At 27.4% G+C, this 15595-nt stretch carries 17 protein-coding genes; 14 read left to right on the top strand and 3 right to left on the bottom strand.

Going from position 1 to position 15595, the window contains the following annotated elements; translation table 11 throughout:
- Window positions 1–10 precede the first annotated feature (10 nt).
- The 9 genes from moaA to ACQRD5_RS09580 all read left to right on the top strand — a co-directional run bounded on the left by moaA (window position 11) and on the right by ACQRD5_RS09580 (window position 9239).
- Window positions 11–982: a GTP 3',8-cyclase MoaA gene (moaA, locus tag ACQRD5_RS09620; protein WP_291628095.1), complete on the top strand. Its 972-nt coding sequence runs from the start codon at window positions 11–13 to the stop codon at window positions 980–982.
- 4 nt (window positions 983–986) lie between these two features.
- A complete protein-coding gene (locus ACQRD5_RS09615) occupies window positions 987–1442 on the top strand; it encodes an MOSC domain-containing protein (RefSeq protein ID WP_291628096.1) in 456 nt (151 codons plus the stop codon).
- 183 nt (window positions 1443–1625) lie between these two features.
- Window positions 1626–3731 (top strand): molybdopterin oxidoreductase family protein, encoded by a 2106-nt coding sequence (locus ACQRD5_RS09610; RefSeq protein ID WP_291628097.1) that lies wholly within the window; start codon window positions 1626–1628, stop codon window positions 3729–3731.
- Window positions 3718–4131 (top strand): 4Fe-4S dicluster domain-containing protein, encoded by a 414-nt coding sequence (locus ACQRD5_RS09605; protein WP_291628098.1) that lies wholly within the window; start codon window positions 3718–3720, stop codon window positions 4129–4131. The genes ACQRD5_RS09610 and ACQRD5_RS09605 overlap by 14 nt, the downstream gene beginning before the upstream one ends.
- Window positions 4131–5354, top strand: coding sequence for an NAD(P)/FAD-dependent oxidoreductase (locus tag ACQRD5_RS09600; protein ID WP_308780095.1), 1224 nt, complete (start codon window positions 4131–4133; stop codon window positions 5352–5354). Before ACQRD5_RS09605 ends, ACQRD5_RS09600 begins: the two co-directional genes overlap by 1 nt.
- A 14-nt stretch (window positions 5355–5368) precedes the next feature.
- Window positions 5369–6319, top strand: coding sequence for a TDT family transporter (locus tag ACQRD5_RS09595; RefSeq protein ID WP_336624137.1), 951 nt, complete (start codon window positions 5369–5371; stop codon window positions 6317–6319).
- A 283-nt stretch (window positions 6320–6602) separates the two neighbouring features.
- A complete protein-coding gene (locus ACQRD5_RS09590; RefSeq protein WP_291628100.1) occupies window positions 6603–7550 on the top strand; it encodes a TDT family transporter in 948 nt (315 codons plus the stop codon).
- Window positions 7551–7803: 253 nt separating this feature from the next.
- A complete protein-coding gene (gene cysK / locus ACQRD5_RS09585; protein WP_294166811.1) occupies window positions 7804–8730 on the top strand; it encodes a cysteine synthase A in 927 nt (308 codons plus the stop codon).
- Window positions 8731–8807: 77 nt separating this feature from the next.
- Complete coding sequence (locus tag ACQRD5_RS09580) at window positions 8808–9239, top strand: Rrf2 family transcriptional regulator (RefSeq protein WP_320900678.1); 432 nt, start codon at window positions 8808–8810, stop codon at window positions 9237–9239.
- Window positions 9240–9440: 201 nt separating this feature from the next.
- Here the strand turns inward: ACQRD5_RS09580 and ACQRD5_RS09575 are convergent, their stop codons facing one another.
- On the bottom strand, window positions 9441–9689 hold the full coding sequence (locus ACQRD5_RS09575) for a TIGR03905 family TSCPD domain-containing protein (RefSeq protein ID WP_320900676.1): 249 nt from the start codon (window positions 9687–9689) through the stop codon (window positions 9441–9443).
- Between the two features lie 171 nt (window positions 9690–9860).
- Here ACQRD5_RS09575 and ACQRD5_RS09570 point away from each other — a divergent pair, with 171 nt between their 5' ends.
- Window positions 9861–10754: a YncE family protein gene (locus ACQRD5_RS09570; protein ID WP_427746759.1), complete on the top strand. Its 894-nt coding sequence runs from the start codon at window positions 9861–9863 to the stop codon at window positions 10752–10754.
- Here ACQRD5_RS09570 and ACQRD5_RS09565 read toward each other — a convergent pair.
- Window positions 10751–11284, bottom strand: coding sequence for a DUF4364 family protein (locus tag ACQRD5_RS09565; RefSeq protein ID WP_291628107.1), 534 nt, complete (start codon window positions 11282–11284; stop codon window positions 10751–10753). The two genes, ACQRD5_RS09570 and ACQRD5_RS09565, sit on opposite strands and share 4 nt — an antisense overlap.
- 128 nt (window positions 11285–11412) lie before the next feature.
- Between ACQRD5_RS09565 and ACQRD5_RS09560 the strand changes: the two genes are divergently transcribed.
- Window positions 11413–12174, top strand: a complete 762-nt coding sequence (locus tag ACQRD5_RS09560) for a polysaccharide deacetylase family protein (protein ID WP_427746758.1) — start codon at window positions 11413–11415, stop codon at window positions 12172–12174.
- 106 nt (window positions 12175–12280) lie between these two features.
- Window positions 12281–12946: a single-stranded DNA-binding protein gene (locus ACQRD5_RS09555; protein WP_291628109.1), complete on the top strand. Its 666-nt coding sequence runs from the start codon at window positions 12281–12283 to the stop codon at window positions 12944–12946.
- A 55-nt stretch (window positions 12947–13001) separates the two neighbouring features.
- On the opposite strand, the gene dapD is transcribed toward ACQRD5_RS09555, so the two are convergent.
- Window positions 13002–13715: a 2,3,4,5-tetrahydropyridine-2,6-dicarboxylate N-acetyltransferase gene (gene dapD, locus ACQRD5_RS09550; protein WP_291628110.1), complete on the bottom strand. Its 714-nt coding sequence runs from the start codon at window positions 13713–13715 to the stop codon at window positions 13002–13004.
- Between the two features lie 151 nt (window positions 13716–13866).
- On the opposite strand from dapD, the gene ACQRD5_RS09545 reads away from it, so the two are divergent.
- A complete protein-coding gene (locus tag ACQRD5_RS09545) occupies window positions 13867–14406 on the top strand; it encodes a cob(I)yrinic acid a,c-diamide adenosyltransferase (protein WP_291628114.1) in 540 nt (179 codons plus the stop codon).
- An 18-nt stretch (window positions 14407–14424) separates the two neighbouring features.
- Window positions 14425–15564, top strand: coding sequence for a pyridoxal phosphate-dependent aminotransferase (locus ACQRD5_RS09540; protein ID WP_294166806.1), 1140 nt, complete (start codon window positions 14425–14427; stop codon window positions 15562–15564).
- The last annotated feature ends 31 nt before the right edge of the window (window positions 15565–15595 follow it).

The raw sequence follows: 15595 nt of genomic DNA, 5'->3' as shown, positions 1-15595 counted from the left end.
TTAATAAATAATGAAAGATAAGTATGGCAGAGAAATAGATTATTTAAGAATTTCATTAACTGATAAATGTAATTTAAGATGTATTTATTGCATGGAAGAAAAAGGGAATGATTTCTTTGATGAAGAAGAAAAAGTAACAAAAGATGAAATATGTAAAATAGTTAATAGTTGTTCAAAACTAGGAATAAAAAAAATAAGATTAACTGGTGGAGAACCTTTAGTAAGAAAAGATATTGTAGAATTAGTAGAAGCAATTAATAAAATTGAAGGTATAGAAGAAATATATCTTACTACAAATGGAATCTTACTAGAAGATAAGGTCTATATATTAAAAAAAGCTGGACTAAAGGGCGTAAATATTAGTTTAGACTCATTGAAAGATGAAATGTTTAATAAGCTAACACGTTTAGGAGAATTAAAAAAAGTATTAAAATCCATAGACAAATGTTTAGAACATGGCATTAATGTTAAATTAAATGTAGTTATGATAAAGGGAATGAATGAAGATGAAATCTTGGATTTTGTAAAGCTTACTTTAGATAAAAGCATGGATGTTAGATTTATAGAGCTTATGCCAATAGGAGTAGGAAGTAAGTTTAAGGGAGTAAGTAATGAAGAAATCAAAAAGATAATTAAAGACAATTATAATGATACAGAAGAAGTAATGAAAAATAAAAATGGTGGTCCTGCAACTTATATTAAATTAAGAGATGCTAAAGGAAAGGTCGGCTTCATAAGTGCAATTAGCAATTGTTTTTGTGAGGAATGTAATAGAATAAGGCTTACATCTGAGGGATTTTTAAAACAATGCCTTCATTATAATTATGGTATTGATTTAAAAAAATTACTTAGAAATGGAGCTTCAGAAGAAGAAATAATAAATGCAATTGAAGAAAATATTTTTAATAAGCCAGAAAAACATTTATTTATGAAGAAAAGTGCAGATAAAGAATTAAAGTTTATGAATAAAATCGGAGGATAATTATATGTGTAAGGTTTTAGCTATATGTACAAGTAAATATAAGGGGACTTTAAAAGAAGAAGTTAAAGAAGCTAATTTTATTGAGGACTTTGGAATAGAAGGTGATGCACATGCAGGAAAATGGCATAGACAAGTTAGCTTATTAGCCTTTGAAAAAATAGATGAGTTTAGAAAAAAAGGTGGAGATGTTGACTTTGGAGCCTTTGGTGAAAATTTAGTAGTTGAAGGCTTTGAATTAAATAAACTGCCTATAGGACAAAAATTAGAAGTGGGTGAAGTATTGTTAGAAGTAACTCAAATTGGTAAGGAATGTCATGATAAATGTGCAATATATTATCAAGTTGGAGAATGTATAATGCCTAAGAATGGTATTTTTACAAAGGTTTTAAAAGGTGGAAAAGTAAAAGTTGGAGATAAGTGTAAGCTTATAGAAAATGAAAAAAGAACATTTACATTGTAAAGATTAATAAAGAAATATAGAATAGTATCTTGAGAATATAGGGATATAAATATTATATAAATGCTACTTGTATGGCAAAAAATATAATATTAATATCCTTTTTTTATTTTAAATATATGAATACCATAAGTTAATCCTTGTAATACTAATTATGATAAGAATATGAAATAAAGGAGAAATATTATGAAGGTTGTAAGATCCACTTGTAATTATTGCTCAATAGCTTGTAATTTTGATTTTCATGTAGATGATAAAGGATTTATAGAAAGAGTTAAGCCAGCTGAAGATTATCCAATAAATAGAGGCTTTTGTTGTGTTAAAGGTTTAAATTTAGATAAACAAAATACCTTATATGAAAATCCTGTTTTACCACTATTAAGAAAAGAAAATGGAGAATTTGAACATATATCTTGGGAAAAGGCTTTTAAAATTTTTGCTGAGAAGGTAAAAAAAATTCAAAAAGAATATGGTAAAGAAAGCTTTGCATTTTTAAGCACTGGACAACTTTGCACTGAAGAAATGGCATTAGCAGGACATATAGGAAGAACTTTTTTAGGCGGAAATGGAGACGGAAATACTCGTCTTTGTATGGCTACTTCTGTAGTAGCTTATAAACAAAGTTTTGGATTTGATGCACCTCCCTACACTTTAAATGATTTAGAACAATCAGATGTAATAATATTTGTAGGAAGTAATCCAGTAGTAGCTCATCCTATTTTATGGAGTAGAGTTATTAAAAATAAAATTAAAGATAAGAAGGTAATAGTAATTGATCCAAGAAAAAGTGAAACTGCTTCAAGAGCAGATATATGGATAGATATAAAGCCTAAATCAGATATAAGATTATTTTATACTTTAGCAAATGTATTAATAGAAAAAGGTTGGATAGATGAAGAATATATAACAAATTATACTGAGGACTTCGAAGGTTTTAAAAATCATGTGAAAAAATATGATATTAATGATGTTGAAGAATATACAGGAATATCTAAAGGAAGAGTTTTAGAATTAGCAGAAATAATTCATATGGGCAAAAGAGTTTCTTTTTGGTGGACTATGGGTGTAAATCAAGGATTTCAAGCTGTTAGAACTGCTCAAGCTATTATTAATTTAGCACTGATGACAGGTAATATAGGGAAACCTGGAACTGGTCCCAATTCTATAACAGGTCAATGTAATGCTATGGGCTCACGACTTTTTAGTAATACAACAGGCTTTTATGGTGGTGGAGAATATAGTGATGAAAAAAGAAGAAAAGAAATAGCTGAAATTTTAGAAATAGATGAAGAAATGTTACCTAATAAGCCAACGAAACCTTATAACGAAATAGTTGATGGTATAAACAATGGAGAAATTAAAGCTTTATGGATTATAGCAACTAATCCTTTAGTTTCTTGGATAAATGATTTAGAGTTTAAAAAAGCTGCAGAAAAATTAGAGTTTTTAGCAATTCAAGATATATATTCAGATACTGAAACTTGCAGATATGCACACTTAATTCTTCCATCAACTAATGGATTGAAAAAAGAAGGACTTATTATTAACACAGAAAGAAGATTATCTAAAGTGCAACCTGTCTTAGAAAAAAAGGAAAATGAATTAACTGATTATGATATTATGCTTGGAATAGGTGAAGCTTTAGGAATGGGGAGTTTAATAGATAAATGGAGAACTCCTAAGGATGCCTTTGAAACTTTAAAAAAATGTACAAAAGGAATGCCTTGTGATATTACTGGAGTGGATTATGAGGATTTAAATGGATCTAAAGGAATTCAATGGCCATATAAAGAGGGAGAAGAAGATTTAGAAGAAGAAAGAAGACTATTTGAGAATAATAAATTCTATACACCTAGTAAGAAAGCTAAGTTTATATATGAAGAAATATTAAATCCACCATTTGATAAATCTGAAGAATATCCTTATATTTTAAATACTGGAAGAGGGACTGTTGGCCAATGGCATACACAAACTAGAACGAGAGAAATACCAGATGTAGAAGCTATAATAGTTAAAGAGGGATATATGAATTTAAATACAGATTGGGCAAAGGAATTAGGTATTAAGGAAAATGATAAAGTGAAAATAAGTGCACCAAATGGAGTAACAAATACTTTTCTAGTTAAACTAAATAGAAGTGTGAAAAAAGGAGAACTTTATGCGCCGATGCACTATATAGAGGCCAATTCGGTATTAAGCTCAGTATTTGATACTTATTCAAAGGAACCTAATTATAAGTATGGACCAGTAAAGTTAGAAAAGATAAAAGGTGATAACTATGAAGAGAATTAAGATTGATAGAAAGAAGTGTATTGGGTGTTTAACTTGTACTACGGCTTGTAAAGTTTCTCATGGTTGTAGAGATACAAGAGGTAGAATAGTAATTAACAGTGAAGGTAGATATGCACCGATTTATTGTAGACACTGTACTAGACCAGAATGTGTATATGCCTGTCCAACTGGAGCAATGAGAAGAGATGATGAAACTGGATATGTAATTTATGATAAAAGTAGATGTGCTACTTGTTATATGTGTATTATGGCATGTCCATATGGAGTATTAAAAATGGATTATCAAACTAACAGGGAAGTTATGAAGTGTGATATGTGTTTATCTACAGAAAGTAAATATCCTCAATGTGTAGATAAATGCCCTATGGATGCATTAACATTAGAGGAGGTTAAAGAATAATGAAATTTGTAATAGTGGGTGCATCAGCATCAGGAATAAATGCAGCACGAACTTTAAGACAATTTAATAAAGAGTGTGAAATAATATTGGTATCCAAAGATGAATATGTATATTCTCGCTGTATACTTCATCATTTTTTAGATGGAAGAAGAGAAATAGAAGCCTTAGATTTTACACCTGATAATTTTTTTGATATGTATGATATAGAATGGATTAAGGGTGTAGAAGTAGTTGGAATAGAAATTAAGGAGAAAAAAATAAATTTAGACAATGGAAAGAGTATAGAATACGATAAGTTGCTATTAGCTGCAGGTGCATCATCATTCTTACCACCAATTGAAAATCTAAGAACAGCTAATAATGTTATTGGTTTAAGAAATTTAGATGATGCTATTAAAATTAAAGAAATAGCAACCAAAGTAAAAAATATAGCTATATTAGGAGCTGGTCTTGTAGGAGTAGATGCATTAGCAGGATTATTAGATTATGATGTGAATTTAACGTTAATAGAAATGGGAGATAGATTACTTCCATTACAGTTAGATAAGTATGCAGCTAGTAAGTATGAAGAAAGATTAAAAAAAGAAGGCGTTAATTTAAAATTTGGAGTAAAGGCAGAAAAAGTAATAGTGGATAATAATAACAATCCAATTTCTATATTACTAAATACAGGTGAAGAAGTTCCTTGTGATTTAATTATTGCTTGTGCAGGAGTAAGATCAAATATAGGATTTTTAAAGGATACTGGAATTGAATGTGATAAGTTTGGATTAATAATCAATGAAAAGGGTGAAACCAATGTTAAAGATATATATGGAGCTGGAGATATAACTGGTAGAAATCCAATATGGCCTACAGCTGTAAAAGAAGGTATAATTGCTGCAAATAATATGGTAGGAAAAGAAACATATATGGAGGACTTTTTTGGAAGTAAGAATACAATGAATTTTTGTGGATTAGCTACTATGTCTTTAGGATTAGTTACTAAGCCAGATGATACTTATGAAGAAGTTGTAGATATAGATGGAAAGGATTATAAAAAAATAATATATAAGGATGGTGCAATTTACGGTGCTATAATCCAGGGAGATTTATCTTATGTAGGTGTATTAACTCAATTAATAAAAGAAAAAATAAATGTTAATAAAGTTAAAAAGCCTCTATTTGATATTGATTATTCTGATTTCTTTAACGAAACAGAAAATCTAGAATTTGTATATTAAAGTAGGTGAACTTATTGGAATCACAAAGCATAATTAAAAAACTAAAGAATATGCCATTACCAATTTTACCAACTATGGTGGGAGCTGCAACATTATCAAATGTATATCAAACTTTAGGATATAATTGGATAAGACATATAACTATGTGGAGTGCTACTATTATATTAATTGCATATCTACTAAAGATAATAATGTATTTTGATACTTGTAAAAGTGAATATAGTAATACTGTTCCTGCTAGTCTTTATGCAGCATTTACAATGATATTGATGCTTTTAGGATCCTATTATGTAAATTATAGTTATCTATTAGGAAAGAGTTTATGGACTATAGGTTTAGTTTTACATACACTACATATAATAGTGTTCACATATAGAAATGTTTCTTTAGGTGTTAATAAAGAAACTTTTGTACCTAGTTGGTTTGTAACTTATAACGGTATTATGGTTTCAACAGTAGTTGGGAAACCTATGAATGAGCCTTTTATAAGCAAGATTGTTGTTTATTATGGAATAATAATTTTTATATTAATACTACCATTTATGATTATAAGGCTAAGGCGTGAGCCAATAAAAGAAGCCTTATTCCATACGCAAGCAATTTTACTTGCTCCTTCAAGCCTTTGTTTAGTAAGTTATTTAAATTTTATAAGTAATCCTAGTAAAATTTTAATATTTATTTTTTATATTATTATTTTATTAACTTTAGCATTTATAATATTTATGCTACCTAAGTTTTTTTCATATACTTTTACTCCTGGATTCGCAGGATTAACTTTCCCTATGGCTATAGGAATAGTTGCTTCTATAAAAGCATCTTCATTTTTTGAAAGTATAGGATATAAATCATTATCTTATATAGCAAAAGAAATAAGTGGTATTCAAATTTATATTACTACTACAATAATAGCTTTTGTTTTATATAATTTTCTTCGTATGTTAGTTAGAAGCTATAAAAGAAGTTAATATTATATTTTAAAATAAATTTTACATATATAAGATATAATTGTTGGAATAACCTTAAAGTAAGTATTTAACTTTCTTTGGGGTTATTTCTTTTAAAAGAAATAATTATTTAAAATTTTTACTATAAAAAACTAAAACTGTGATAATAATCACAGAAATATAATTGGTATAAAGTATAATTAAAGAGAAAGATTGTTTAATTATAAACAATCAAGTGAAATAATTAACATAGTAACGGACGAAAAGTTAATTTAGTATTCTTAAATTAATTTAGGAGGTAGAAATGAAAAATAATTTACTAAAAAAAATCGAAAATATTCCTGTACCATTATTACCTACAATGGTTGGGGCTGCAACCTTATCAAATGTTTATTCTACTTTAGGTTATACTTGGGTAAGACATTTAACTATGTGGTTAGCTACTATAATTTTAATAGCGTATTTAGTTAAAATTACAGTATTTACCAACACTTGCAAAAAGGAATATTCAAATACTGTTCCAGCTAGTTTATATGCAGGTTTTACAATGATTACAATGATTTTAGGATCATATTATTTTGATTATAACAATGTATTAGGAAAATCATTATGGTCTATAGGCTTAATATTACATACAATACACTTATTGATTTTTATATATAGAAATGTAATCAAAGGTTTTAACAAAGATACTTTTGTACCTAGTTGGTTTGTAACATTTAATGGAATAATGGTTTCTGTAGTAGTTGGTTCTGCTATGAATGAGCCTCTTATTAGCAAAATAGTATTATACTATGGAATTTTAGCTTTAGTAATTATAATGCCATTTATGGTAGTAAGATTAATAAAACATCCATTAAAAGATGCTTTTTATCATACGCAAGCAATACTATTAGCACCATCTAGCCTTTGTGTGGTTTCATATTTAAATGTTGTAGAAAATCCTAATAAAATAGTAATTTCTTTATTATACTTAGCAGTTTTTGTTACTTTGCTATTTGTATTGTACAAGCTACCAGGATTTTTCTCATTTGAATTTACTCCAGCTTTTGCTGGACTAACATTCCCTATGGCTATTGGGATTGTGGCTTCAGTTAAAATGTCAGGATTTTTAATTAATTCTGGTTATGAAACTATTGGAAATGCTATAAAACAAATTTCAGGAATTCAAATATATGTAACTACTGCTATAATAGGATATGTATTATTTAACTTCTTTAAAATGTTTTTAAAAGCAGTAAAAGAAAAATAAAATTTATAAAAAAATTATTAAAAACATAATATAGTTATTATATTTTTAATTAAATAAGGAATTAATATATTTAAAATATATAAGATAAATATCATATGAATGAGACTTAAAGCTTATTTAGGAGCAAGAAATATGATATTTATCTTATTTTTTATAAAAATATATAAAAAGGTATTCACAAATTGTATAAATAGGAGTAATATATTATTAAAAGAATAAACATATCGGAATAGTAGGAAAAGGAGAGGTAAATATGAAAATAGCAAAAAGTTTAGTACAATTAATAGGAAATACACCATTACTTGAACTATCAAATTACAATGAAGAAAAGGGGACTTTAGGGACTATTATTGCAAAATTAGAATACTTTAATCCAGGTGGTAGCGTAAAAGACAGAGTAGGATTTGGAATGATAGAAGCTGCAGAAAAAGAAGGATTATTAAATAAAGATTCTGTTATTATTGAACCAACTAGTGGAAATACAGGTATAGCTTTAGCTTATATTGCAGCTGCAAAAGGATATAGATTAATATTAACAATGCCAGAAACTATGAGTCTAGAAAGAAGAAATTTATTAAAAGCTTTAGGAGCAGAATTAGTATTAACTCCAGGAGCAGAAGGAATGAAGGGTGCCATAGCAAAAGCTAATGAACTTAAAGCATCAATTGAAAATTCAATAATTCTACAACAATTTGAAAATCCAGCAAATCCACAAATTCACAAAGTAACAACTGCAGAAGAAATTTGGAATGATACAGATGGACAAGTAGATATAATAGTTGCAGGAGTTGGAACAGGTGGTACTTTAACAGGTATAGGAGAAGTTTTAAAAGCTAGAAAATCTGAAGTTAAAATTGTTGCTGTAGAACCAGCTAATTCTCCAGTTGTTTCAGGAGGAAATCCAGGACCGCATAAACTTCAAGGGATAGGAGCTGGATTTATACCAAAGAATTTAAATGTTTCAATAATTGATGAAATTATAAAAGTTGAAAATGAAGATGCATTTAAAGCATCAAAGGATTTAGCAAGAACAGAAGGTTTATTAGTAGGGATATCTTCAGGTGCAGCAATAGTTGCAGCTACAGAGTTAGCAAATAGAGAAGAAAATAAAGATAAAAATATAGTAGTAATTTTACCTGATACAGGAGAAAGATATTTATCTACTGATCTATATAAATAATTTATTATTAAGTCATTGCTATTTTTAGTGATGACTTTTATTATAAAAATATAGAATAAATAGAAAAGGGTGATTAAGTGAAGATTTCAACTAAGGGAAGATATGGATTAAGGGCTCTAATTGACCTTGCTATTAATATGGATTCTGAAAATGTTACTATAAAAGCTATATCAGAAAGACAAAATATTTCTGAAAGATACCTAGAACAAATTTTTTCATTATTAAGAAAGGCTGGCATTATAGTAGGTAGAAAAGGTGCTCAAGGGGGATATAGTTTAGGTAAGGAAATAAAAGAATTAACTATTTTAGAAATCTTAAAGATTTTAGAAGGAGATAATATTTTTATAGATATAAATGTTAAGGAAGAAAATGAGTTAGAAGATTTTATAAATAAAAATTTATGGATAGATATAAACTCAATAATTAAAGATTATTTTAATTCTATAACCTTAGAAGATTTGGTGGATAATTATAAAAAATCAAAAGATACCCTTATATATTATATTTAATTTGCGGCTGTTGCTATTTATTATAACAAATATTTTTTAGCGTAAGTATTCTAAATTAAGGATACTTACTTTTTTTATTCTAAATTATAGATATGTAGGTATTTTATATTTTAATTATAGTTTTAAAAATAAAAAGAAAAACTTCCTATGTAGTTCATGAAATAAATATATTATTAAGTTAGAGCTGTTATAAACAGCTCTCTATGCAGTTACTTTATATTCTTCTAGTGCTTTTGATAATTGATCAGGACAAGAAGTACCTTTATTACGGCAATCAATGCCTTTTAATTTATTTATTGCATCGTCAATATTCATTCCAGATACTAGTGCTGATATTCCAAGTAAATTACCTTGGCAACCTCTGATAAATTCAACATTCTTTATTGTATCATTTTCAATATCTAAATGAATTTCAGTTGAACAAACACCTTTTGTCTTATAAACAAACATATATTATACCTCCAAAATTTATTGCAACATTATTATATAATCATATCTAGTAAAAATAAAGTAATTTGTTGAATTTTAAGTAAAAACATAAAATCATGGTCCGAAAAAAAAGCCTTAAACATATAATATAAATGTATATAGTATAATAACAGGAATAAAAGGTGGGATAGGATGGACTCTTTGATTGTATGTAATACTGGTAGTGATTATATTAGTAAAATATCATTATTAAAATCGCTTGATCTTGATATAAATTATGAAGAGATATTACTAACTATAGGGGAAAGGCCATTTGGACCAAATGGGATTTATATAAATAATAATATAGCCTATTTAGCTAATAGTTATAACAATTCTATTTCTATACTAAATATAGATACATTAAAGGAAATAGACTTTATTTATATTGGTGGACATCCAAATGATTTAATAGGATATGAGAATAATTTATATATTATATGCTCTGAATCTAATTCTGTTGTAGTGTATGATATAGATGAAAAAAAAATAATATTAGAAATAAAAACTAATAACTGGCCCTATAATATTGAGTTAAGCAAAGAATTAGGGCTAATTTTTATCACAAATTTTCAAAGTAATAATATATCTGTAATTGATATAATATCTAACAATATAATAGGAGAGTTAATTACTCTGGAATATCCTACTAAGGTTAGAGTTTCAAAGGATGGTAAATTATTATATGTTTGTGAAAGCTATATGGGTGATGAAAATAATGGATATATAGAAGTTTTTGATTTAATAACATTAAAATCATTAAGGAAAATAGAAGTAGGTAAGGTACCCATAGATATTATTGAAGAGGAAAATATATTATATATATGTAATTTGATGGATGGGAGTATAACACTTTTGGATAAGATTAAGTTAATTAAAATAAATGAAATAATAGTAGGTGGAATGCCTAAGTCCTTAGTTAAGTATGGTGATATATTATATATTGGAGATTATTTAAATGGAAGAATTATATGCCTAGATTTACGTAATAATAATACAAAAGCCATAACAGTAGGAAAGGAACCTAATGCTATGACCTTATATTAGTTTGAATCATTAAATAAAGAGTTCATGATTTTATTATATATATCAGAAGGGTTATCCTTCCACCTATTGCATAGAGATACAGCTTGTTTTTTAGTAGGTACAGAAACTTTTAGTGATATTAATAAATTATCATTTTCTAAAGCTTGCAGATCTACAATGAAAGAATCATCTTTACCAAGTGTATAATCGCTATGAATAGTTAATTCTTTTTTTATAGAATCTACTATTGAAAGAAGGTAATCATCGATTATCTTCTTTTTTATTGGAGAAATCCTATCAGAAAAAAATGAAAGGGTATTTGTACCTTTTTCAGTAATACGGATAAGTTTTTTTTCATTAACTGTTTCATATCTTAGAAAATCAGAAGCTATTAGTTCACTAATATACTGCTGTAGAGTAAAGTAATTTATAAAATTATTTTCTAAGATAATTTCAGTTAATTGAGTATTTGTAATAGGATGTTTCAATGAATCAGTTACATATAAAACTAATAATTTATTTTCTGCTAATTCAGCTGAGTTTTCGTACATATTAAACCTCCATTTAGAAAGTATAGATTTATTATAACATAATATTTTAAAATTTCATAACTACATATTATTGTCATTAATATAAAAAATGAGAATATAAATTAATAAATCAATTATTAGGAGATTTTATGCGTAGAAGGTATAGAGTTGCATTAAGCTTAATATTATTATTGTCAACAATATTAATATCTACATTCTTTACTGAAAAAACAAAGCTTAGCCTAGCTGAAATTAATAATGATAAGCCTATATATAGGGTTAAAACGGAGGAGAAAATCATAGCTATTACTTTTGATATAAATTGGGCTGAAAATGATGAGCTATATAACATATTAGAGGTACTAGATAAATATAATGTAAAGGCAACCTTTTTTATAATGGGAGGTTGGGTTAATTATAGTGATGAAAATAGAGAGAAACTTATAAAAATAAAGGAGGGAGGCCATGAAATAGGAAACCATAGTTATATACATCCTATGTTTAGTAAAATTACTGAAGGAAGGATGAAGGAAGAACTTGAGAAAACTAATAAAATTATTAAGGATACTATTGGAGAAGAAGTGAAACTATTTAGATTTCCAAGTGGGGACTATAGTAAAAAAGCTTGTGAATTTATATATAGTCAAGGAATGGTTGGTATTCAATGGGATGTAGATTCTGTAGACTGGAAGCAAACTGGTGCAGAAGAAGAGTATAATAGGGTTATGAAGAAGGTTATTCCTGGATCAATATTATTGTTTCATAATAATGCAAAGTATACTCCTGGAAATTTAGATAAGATAATAGGTGAATTACAAAAAGAAGATTATAAATTTGCTAAAGTAGGTGAAATCATTTACGATAACGATTATTTTATAAATGAAAAAGGAGAACAAATAAAAAATAATTAAAAAATATTGAAAAATGATGATATAATGTATTATAATGGAAATGTATCCATTATAATTAAAAAAGCAAAGGAATAAAAATTATTACTAAGGGAGAGAGGGGTTAGTGATGGACAACTTGATGTTAAATAACAAGATTTATTTAGAGGGAAAGGTAATATCAGAATTAGAATTTAGTCATGAAATGTATGGGGAAGGGTTTTATACATTTTCTATGGAAGTTATGAGGCTTAGTGACTCAGTTGATATTTTAAATATAACGGTTTCTGAGAGATTAATAGCAAATATGGATTTATCAATTGGTAAAGAGATAATAGTTGATGGTCAATTAAGGTCTTATAATAAATTTGTAGATGGTTCTAATAAATTAATACTAACAGTTTTTGCTAGAAACATAGAGCCATGTATTGAAAAAAGTAAAAATCCTAATGAAATTTTCTTAGATGGATATATATGTAAAGAACCAGTTTATAGAACGACTCCATTTGGAAGAGAAATTGCTGATGTATTATTAGCTGTAAATAGAGCTTATAATAAATCGGATTATATTCCTACTATAGCATGGGGAAGAAACTCTAGATTTTGTCAAAGCTTAGAAGTAGGTGATAATATTAGGGTTTGGGGTAGATTACAAAGTAGAGAATATCAAAAAAAGGTTAGCGATACAGATGTAATAAAGAAAATTGCTTATGAAGTATCAGTTTCAAAAATGGAAAGAGTTCAAGAAGACGATGCAAATCCTATTATTGAAGGTAATGAACAAGAAGTAATGTAAAAATTAAGGGGCTGTAGCACTAAAATTAGTGTACAGCTCCTTATTTAATATGTATTTATTTTCTTAAATCATCTAAAATTTGTGTTTTATCCTTTGTATGATCATCTACTGATTTGATAATTTTAGCTGGACTACCAGCAACTACAACACCAGAAGGTACATCCTTTGTTACAATAGAACCAGCAGCAATTACTGAACCATTGCCAACTTTAACGCCTTCTAAAATTACAGCATTTGCACCTATTAAAACATCATCTCCTATTTCACATGGTGACTTACTTGGTGGTTCTAACACACCAGCTACTACAGCACCAGCCCCGATATGAGATCTTTTTCCTACTTTTGCTCTAGCACCAAGTACGGCATTCATATCTACCATAGTACCTTCACCTATTTCAGCGCCTATATTAATAACTGCCCCCATCATAATAACTGCATTTTTTTCTATTTTGACTCTATCTCTTATAATAGCTCCTGGTTCAATTCTAGCATTAATATTTCTAAGGTCTAACATAGGTATAGCAGAATTTCTTCTATCATTTTCTATTCTGAAATGATTTATAGAAGATTGATTCTTTTCAAAAAATTCTAAAAGTACATCTGACTCTCCAAATAAAACATAAAAGTTGTTATTTCCATACCATTCAATATTTTTCAAATCAGCCTTGCTTAAGTCACCATTTACATAGGCTTTTACAGGTGTAGTTTTTACTGAATCTCTTATAAATTTTGCAATTTCATAAGGATCAGTTAAATCGTTATAGTTCATAAATAAATCCTCCCCAAATTAATAATAAGTTGAAAAAATTATATCAATATATTACTAAGATAGCAAGTGGTATGAATATATATACTTGAAATAATAATATTATTTGCAAGTAAATTGTACTTAATGTAAAATCTATAAAAAGGAGTTGATAATATTGAAATTAGAAAAAGGATTAATTCAAGTTTATACAGGAGAAGGAAAAGGAAAGACTACAGCTGCCATAGGACAGGGGATTAGAGCTTATGGTAATGGATTAAAAGTTTATATGTTGCAATTCTTAAAAGGAGGAAAAACAGGTGAACTTAATACTGTAGATGAACTTGGAGATAATTTTAAAATATTTAGATTTGAAAAGCCAAAAGATTTTACATGGAACTTGACAAAAGAAGAGTTAGAAGAACTAAAATTGGAAATTAGAGATGGATATAATTTTATACTTGAAGTTATTAAAGGGAATAAATGTGATGTATTGATTATTGATGAAATTATGGCTGTGTTGTCAAATAATTTTCTTACTGTTGAAGAAGTTACATATATATTAGATAATAAACCAAATTCCATGGAAATTATATTAACAGGAAGAAATGTTCCTAAAGAAATACTTGATAAAAGTAATTTAGTTACAGAAATGAAGTGCATAAAGCATTATTTTGAAGAAGGAGTTCCAGCAAGAGAAGGAATTGAATTTTAAACAATAGGGGGCTATAAAATGAATGAAAATTTAAATGAAATAAAAATGTCTGGTATAAGAAGATTTTTTAATAAAGTTAAAGAGGTTGATGGGGCAATTTCATTAACTTTAGGCCAGCCAGACTTTAAGACACCTAAAGAAATTAAGTATGGAATGTTAAAGGCAATAGAAGAAGATAAAACTGTATATACAGATAATTTTGGATTATTAGAATTAAGAAAAGAGATTTCAAAGTACTTAAAATCTAAGGGGATTAATTATGAATATGATGAAATATGTGTTACTGTAGGTGGAAGTGAAGCTTTATTTTCTTCTTTAGTATCTATAATAAATAAGGGTGATAAGGTGTTGATTCCTACACCAGCATATCCTGCCTATGAAAATATAGTTAAAATAATAGGTGGAAAAGTTGTTAATTATAAATTGAATGATGACTTTTCTTTAAATTTTCATGTTTTAGAAAGGTTAATAAAAGAAGAGAAGATTAAATATATGTTACTATCATATCCATCTAATCCAACAGGCGCAATATTAAGTAAGGATGAATATGATAATTTGATAAAATTGATAAAGGAAAATGATTTAACAATAATAAGTGATGAATTATATGAAGCACTTTGTTATGAGAAATACTATAGTGTAGCTATGAGTAAAGATATTATAGATAATATAATATATATTGGTGGTTTTTCTAAAATGTTTTCAATTACAGGAATTAGAGTAGGATTTATAGCTACTAAAAAAGAAAAACTGCAGGAAATTGGAAAAGTACATCAATATAATGTGTCTTGTACTAATTCCATAGGACAATATGGAGTTTTAGAAGGGCTTAAACATGGATTGCACAATGTAGATTATATGAAAAATGAGTTTTTAGTTAGAAAGACATATGTAGAAGATAGACTTAGAAAAATGAATATGGAATTTATATCACCAAAGGGAGCTTTTTATATATTTCCTTCTATTAAGAAGTATAATTTGAACTCAGAATTGTTTTGTGAAAAGTTATTATATGAAGAAAAAATTGCTTGTGTCCCTGGAGCTGCCTTTGGATTAGGAGGAGAAGGTTTTATAAGAATTTCATATTGCTATTCTCATGATGAACTAGAAGAGGCATTAAATAGACTTGAGAAGTTTATAAATAAGAATTGTAAATAATAAGGAGCTGTAGAAACAGCTCCTTATTCAT

Origin of the sequence: Clostridium sp. SGI.024 (genome assembly GCF_050315195.1) — a bacterium.
Taxonomy (GTDB): Bacteria; Bacillota; Clostridia; order Clostridiales; family Clostridiaceae; genus Clostridium.
The sequence above is the reverse complement of the archived record's forward strand: the minus strand, read 5'-3'. Positions and strand labels throughout refer to the sequence as shown.

What these genes read in the sequence shown, in the direction of transcription:
- ACQRD5_RS09565 (WP_291628107.1), bottom strand. Translation starts at nt 11,284, where the DNA reads ATGTACGAAAACTCAGCTGAATTAGCAGAAAATAAATTATTAGTTTTA.
- ACQRD5_RS09540 (WP_294166806.1), top strand. Translation starts at nt 14,425, where the DNA reads ATGAATGAAAATTTAAATGAAATAAAAATGTCTGGTATAAGAAGATTT.
- ACQRD5_RS09560 (WP_427746758.1), top strand. Translation starts at nt 11,413, where the DNA reads ATGCGTAGAAGGTATAGAGTTGCATTAAGCTTAATATTATTATTGTCA.
- ACQRD5_RS09555 (WP_291628109.1), top strand. Translation starts at nt 12,281, where the DNA reads ATGGACAACTTGATGTTAAATAACAAGATTTATTTAGAGGGAAAGGTA.
- dapD (WP_291628110.1), bottom strand. Translation starts at nt 13,715, where the DNA reads ATGAACTATAACGATTTAACTGATCCTTATGAAATTGCAAAATTTATA.
- ACQRD5_RS09610 (WP_291628097.1), top strand. Translation starts at nt 1,626, where the DNA reads ATGAAGGTTGTAAGATCCACTTGTAATTATTGCTCAATAGCTTGTAAT.
- ACQRD5_RS09575 (WP_320900676.1), bottom strand. Translation starts at nt 9,689, where the DNA reads ATGTTTGTTTATAAGACAAAAGGTGTTTGTTCAACTGAAATTCATTTA.
- ACQRD5_RS09605 (WP_291628098.1), top strand. Translation starts at nt 3,718, where the DNA reads ATGAAGAGAATTAAGATTGATAGAAAGAAGTGTATTGGGTGTTTAACT.
- ACQRD5_RS09615 (WP_291628096.1), top strand. Translation starts at nt 987, where the DNA reads ATGTGTAAGGTTTTAGCTATATGTACAAGTAAATATAAGGGGACTTTA.
- ACQRD5_RS09590 (WP_291628100.1), top strand. Translation starts at nt 6,603, where the DNA reads ATGAAAAATAATTTACTAAAAAAAATCGAAAATATTCCTGTACCATTA.
- ACQRD5_RS09600 (WP_308780095.1), top strand. Translation starts at nt 4,131, where the DNA reads ATGAAATTTGTAATAGTGGGTGCATCAGCATCAGGAATAAATGCAGCA.
- moaA (WP_291628095.1), top strand. Translation starts at nt 11, where the DNA reads ATGAAAGATAAGTATGGCAGAGAAATAGATTATTTAAGAATTTCATTA.
- ACQRD5_RS09570 (WP_427746759.1), top strand. Translation starts at nt 9,861, where the DNA reads ATGGACTCTTTGATTGTATGTAATACTGGTAGTGATTATATTAGTAAA.
- cysK (WP_294166811.1), top strand. Translation starts at nt 7,804, where the DNA reads ATGAAAATAGCAAAAAGTTTAGTACAATTAATAGGAAATACACCATTA.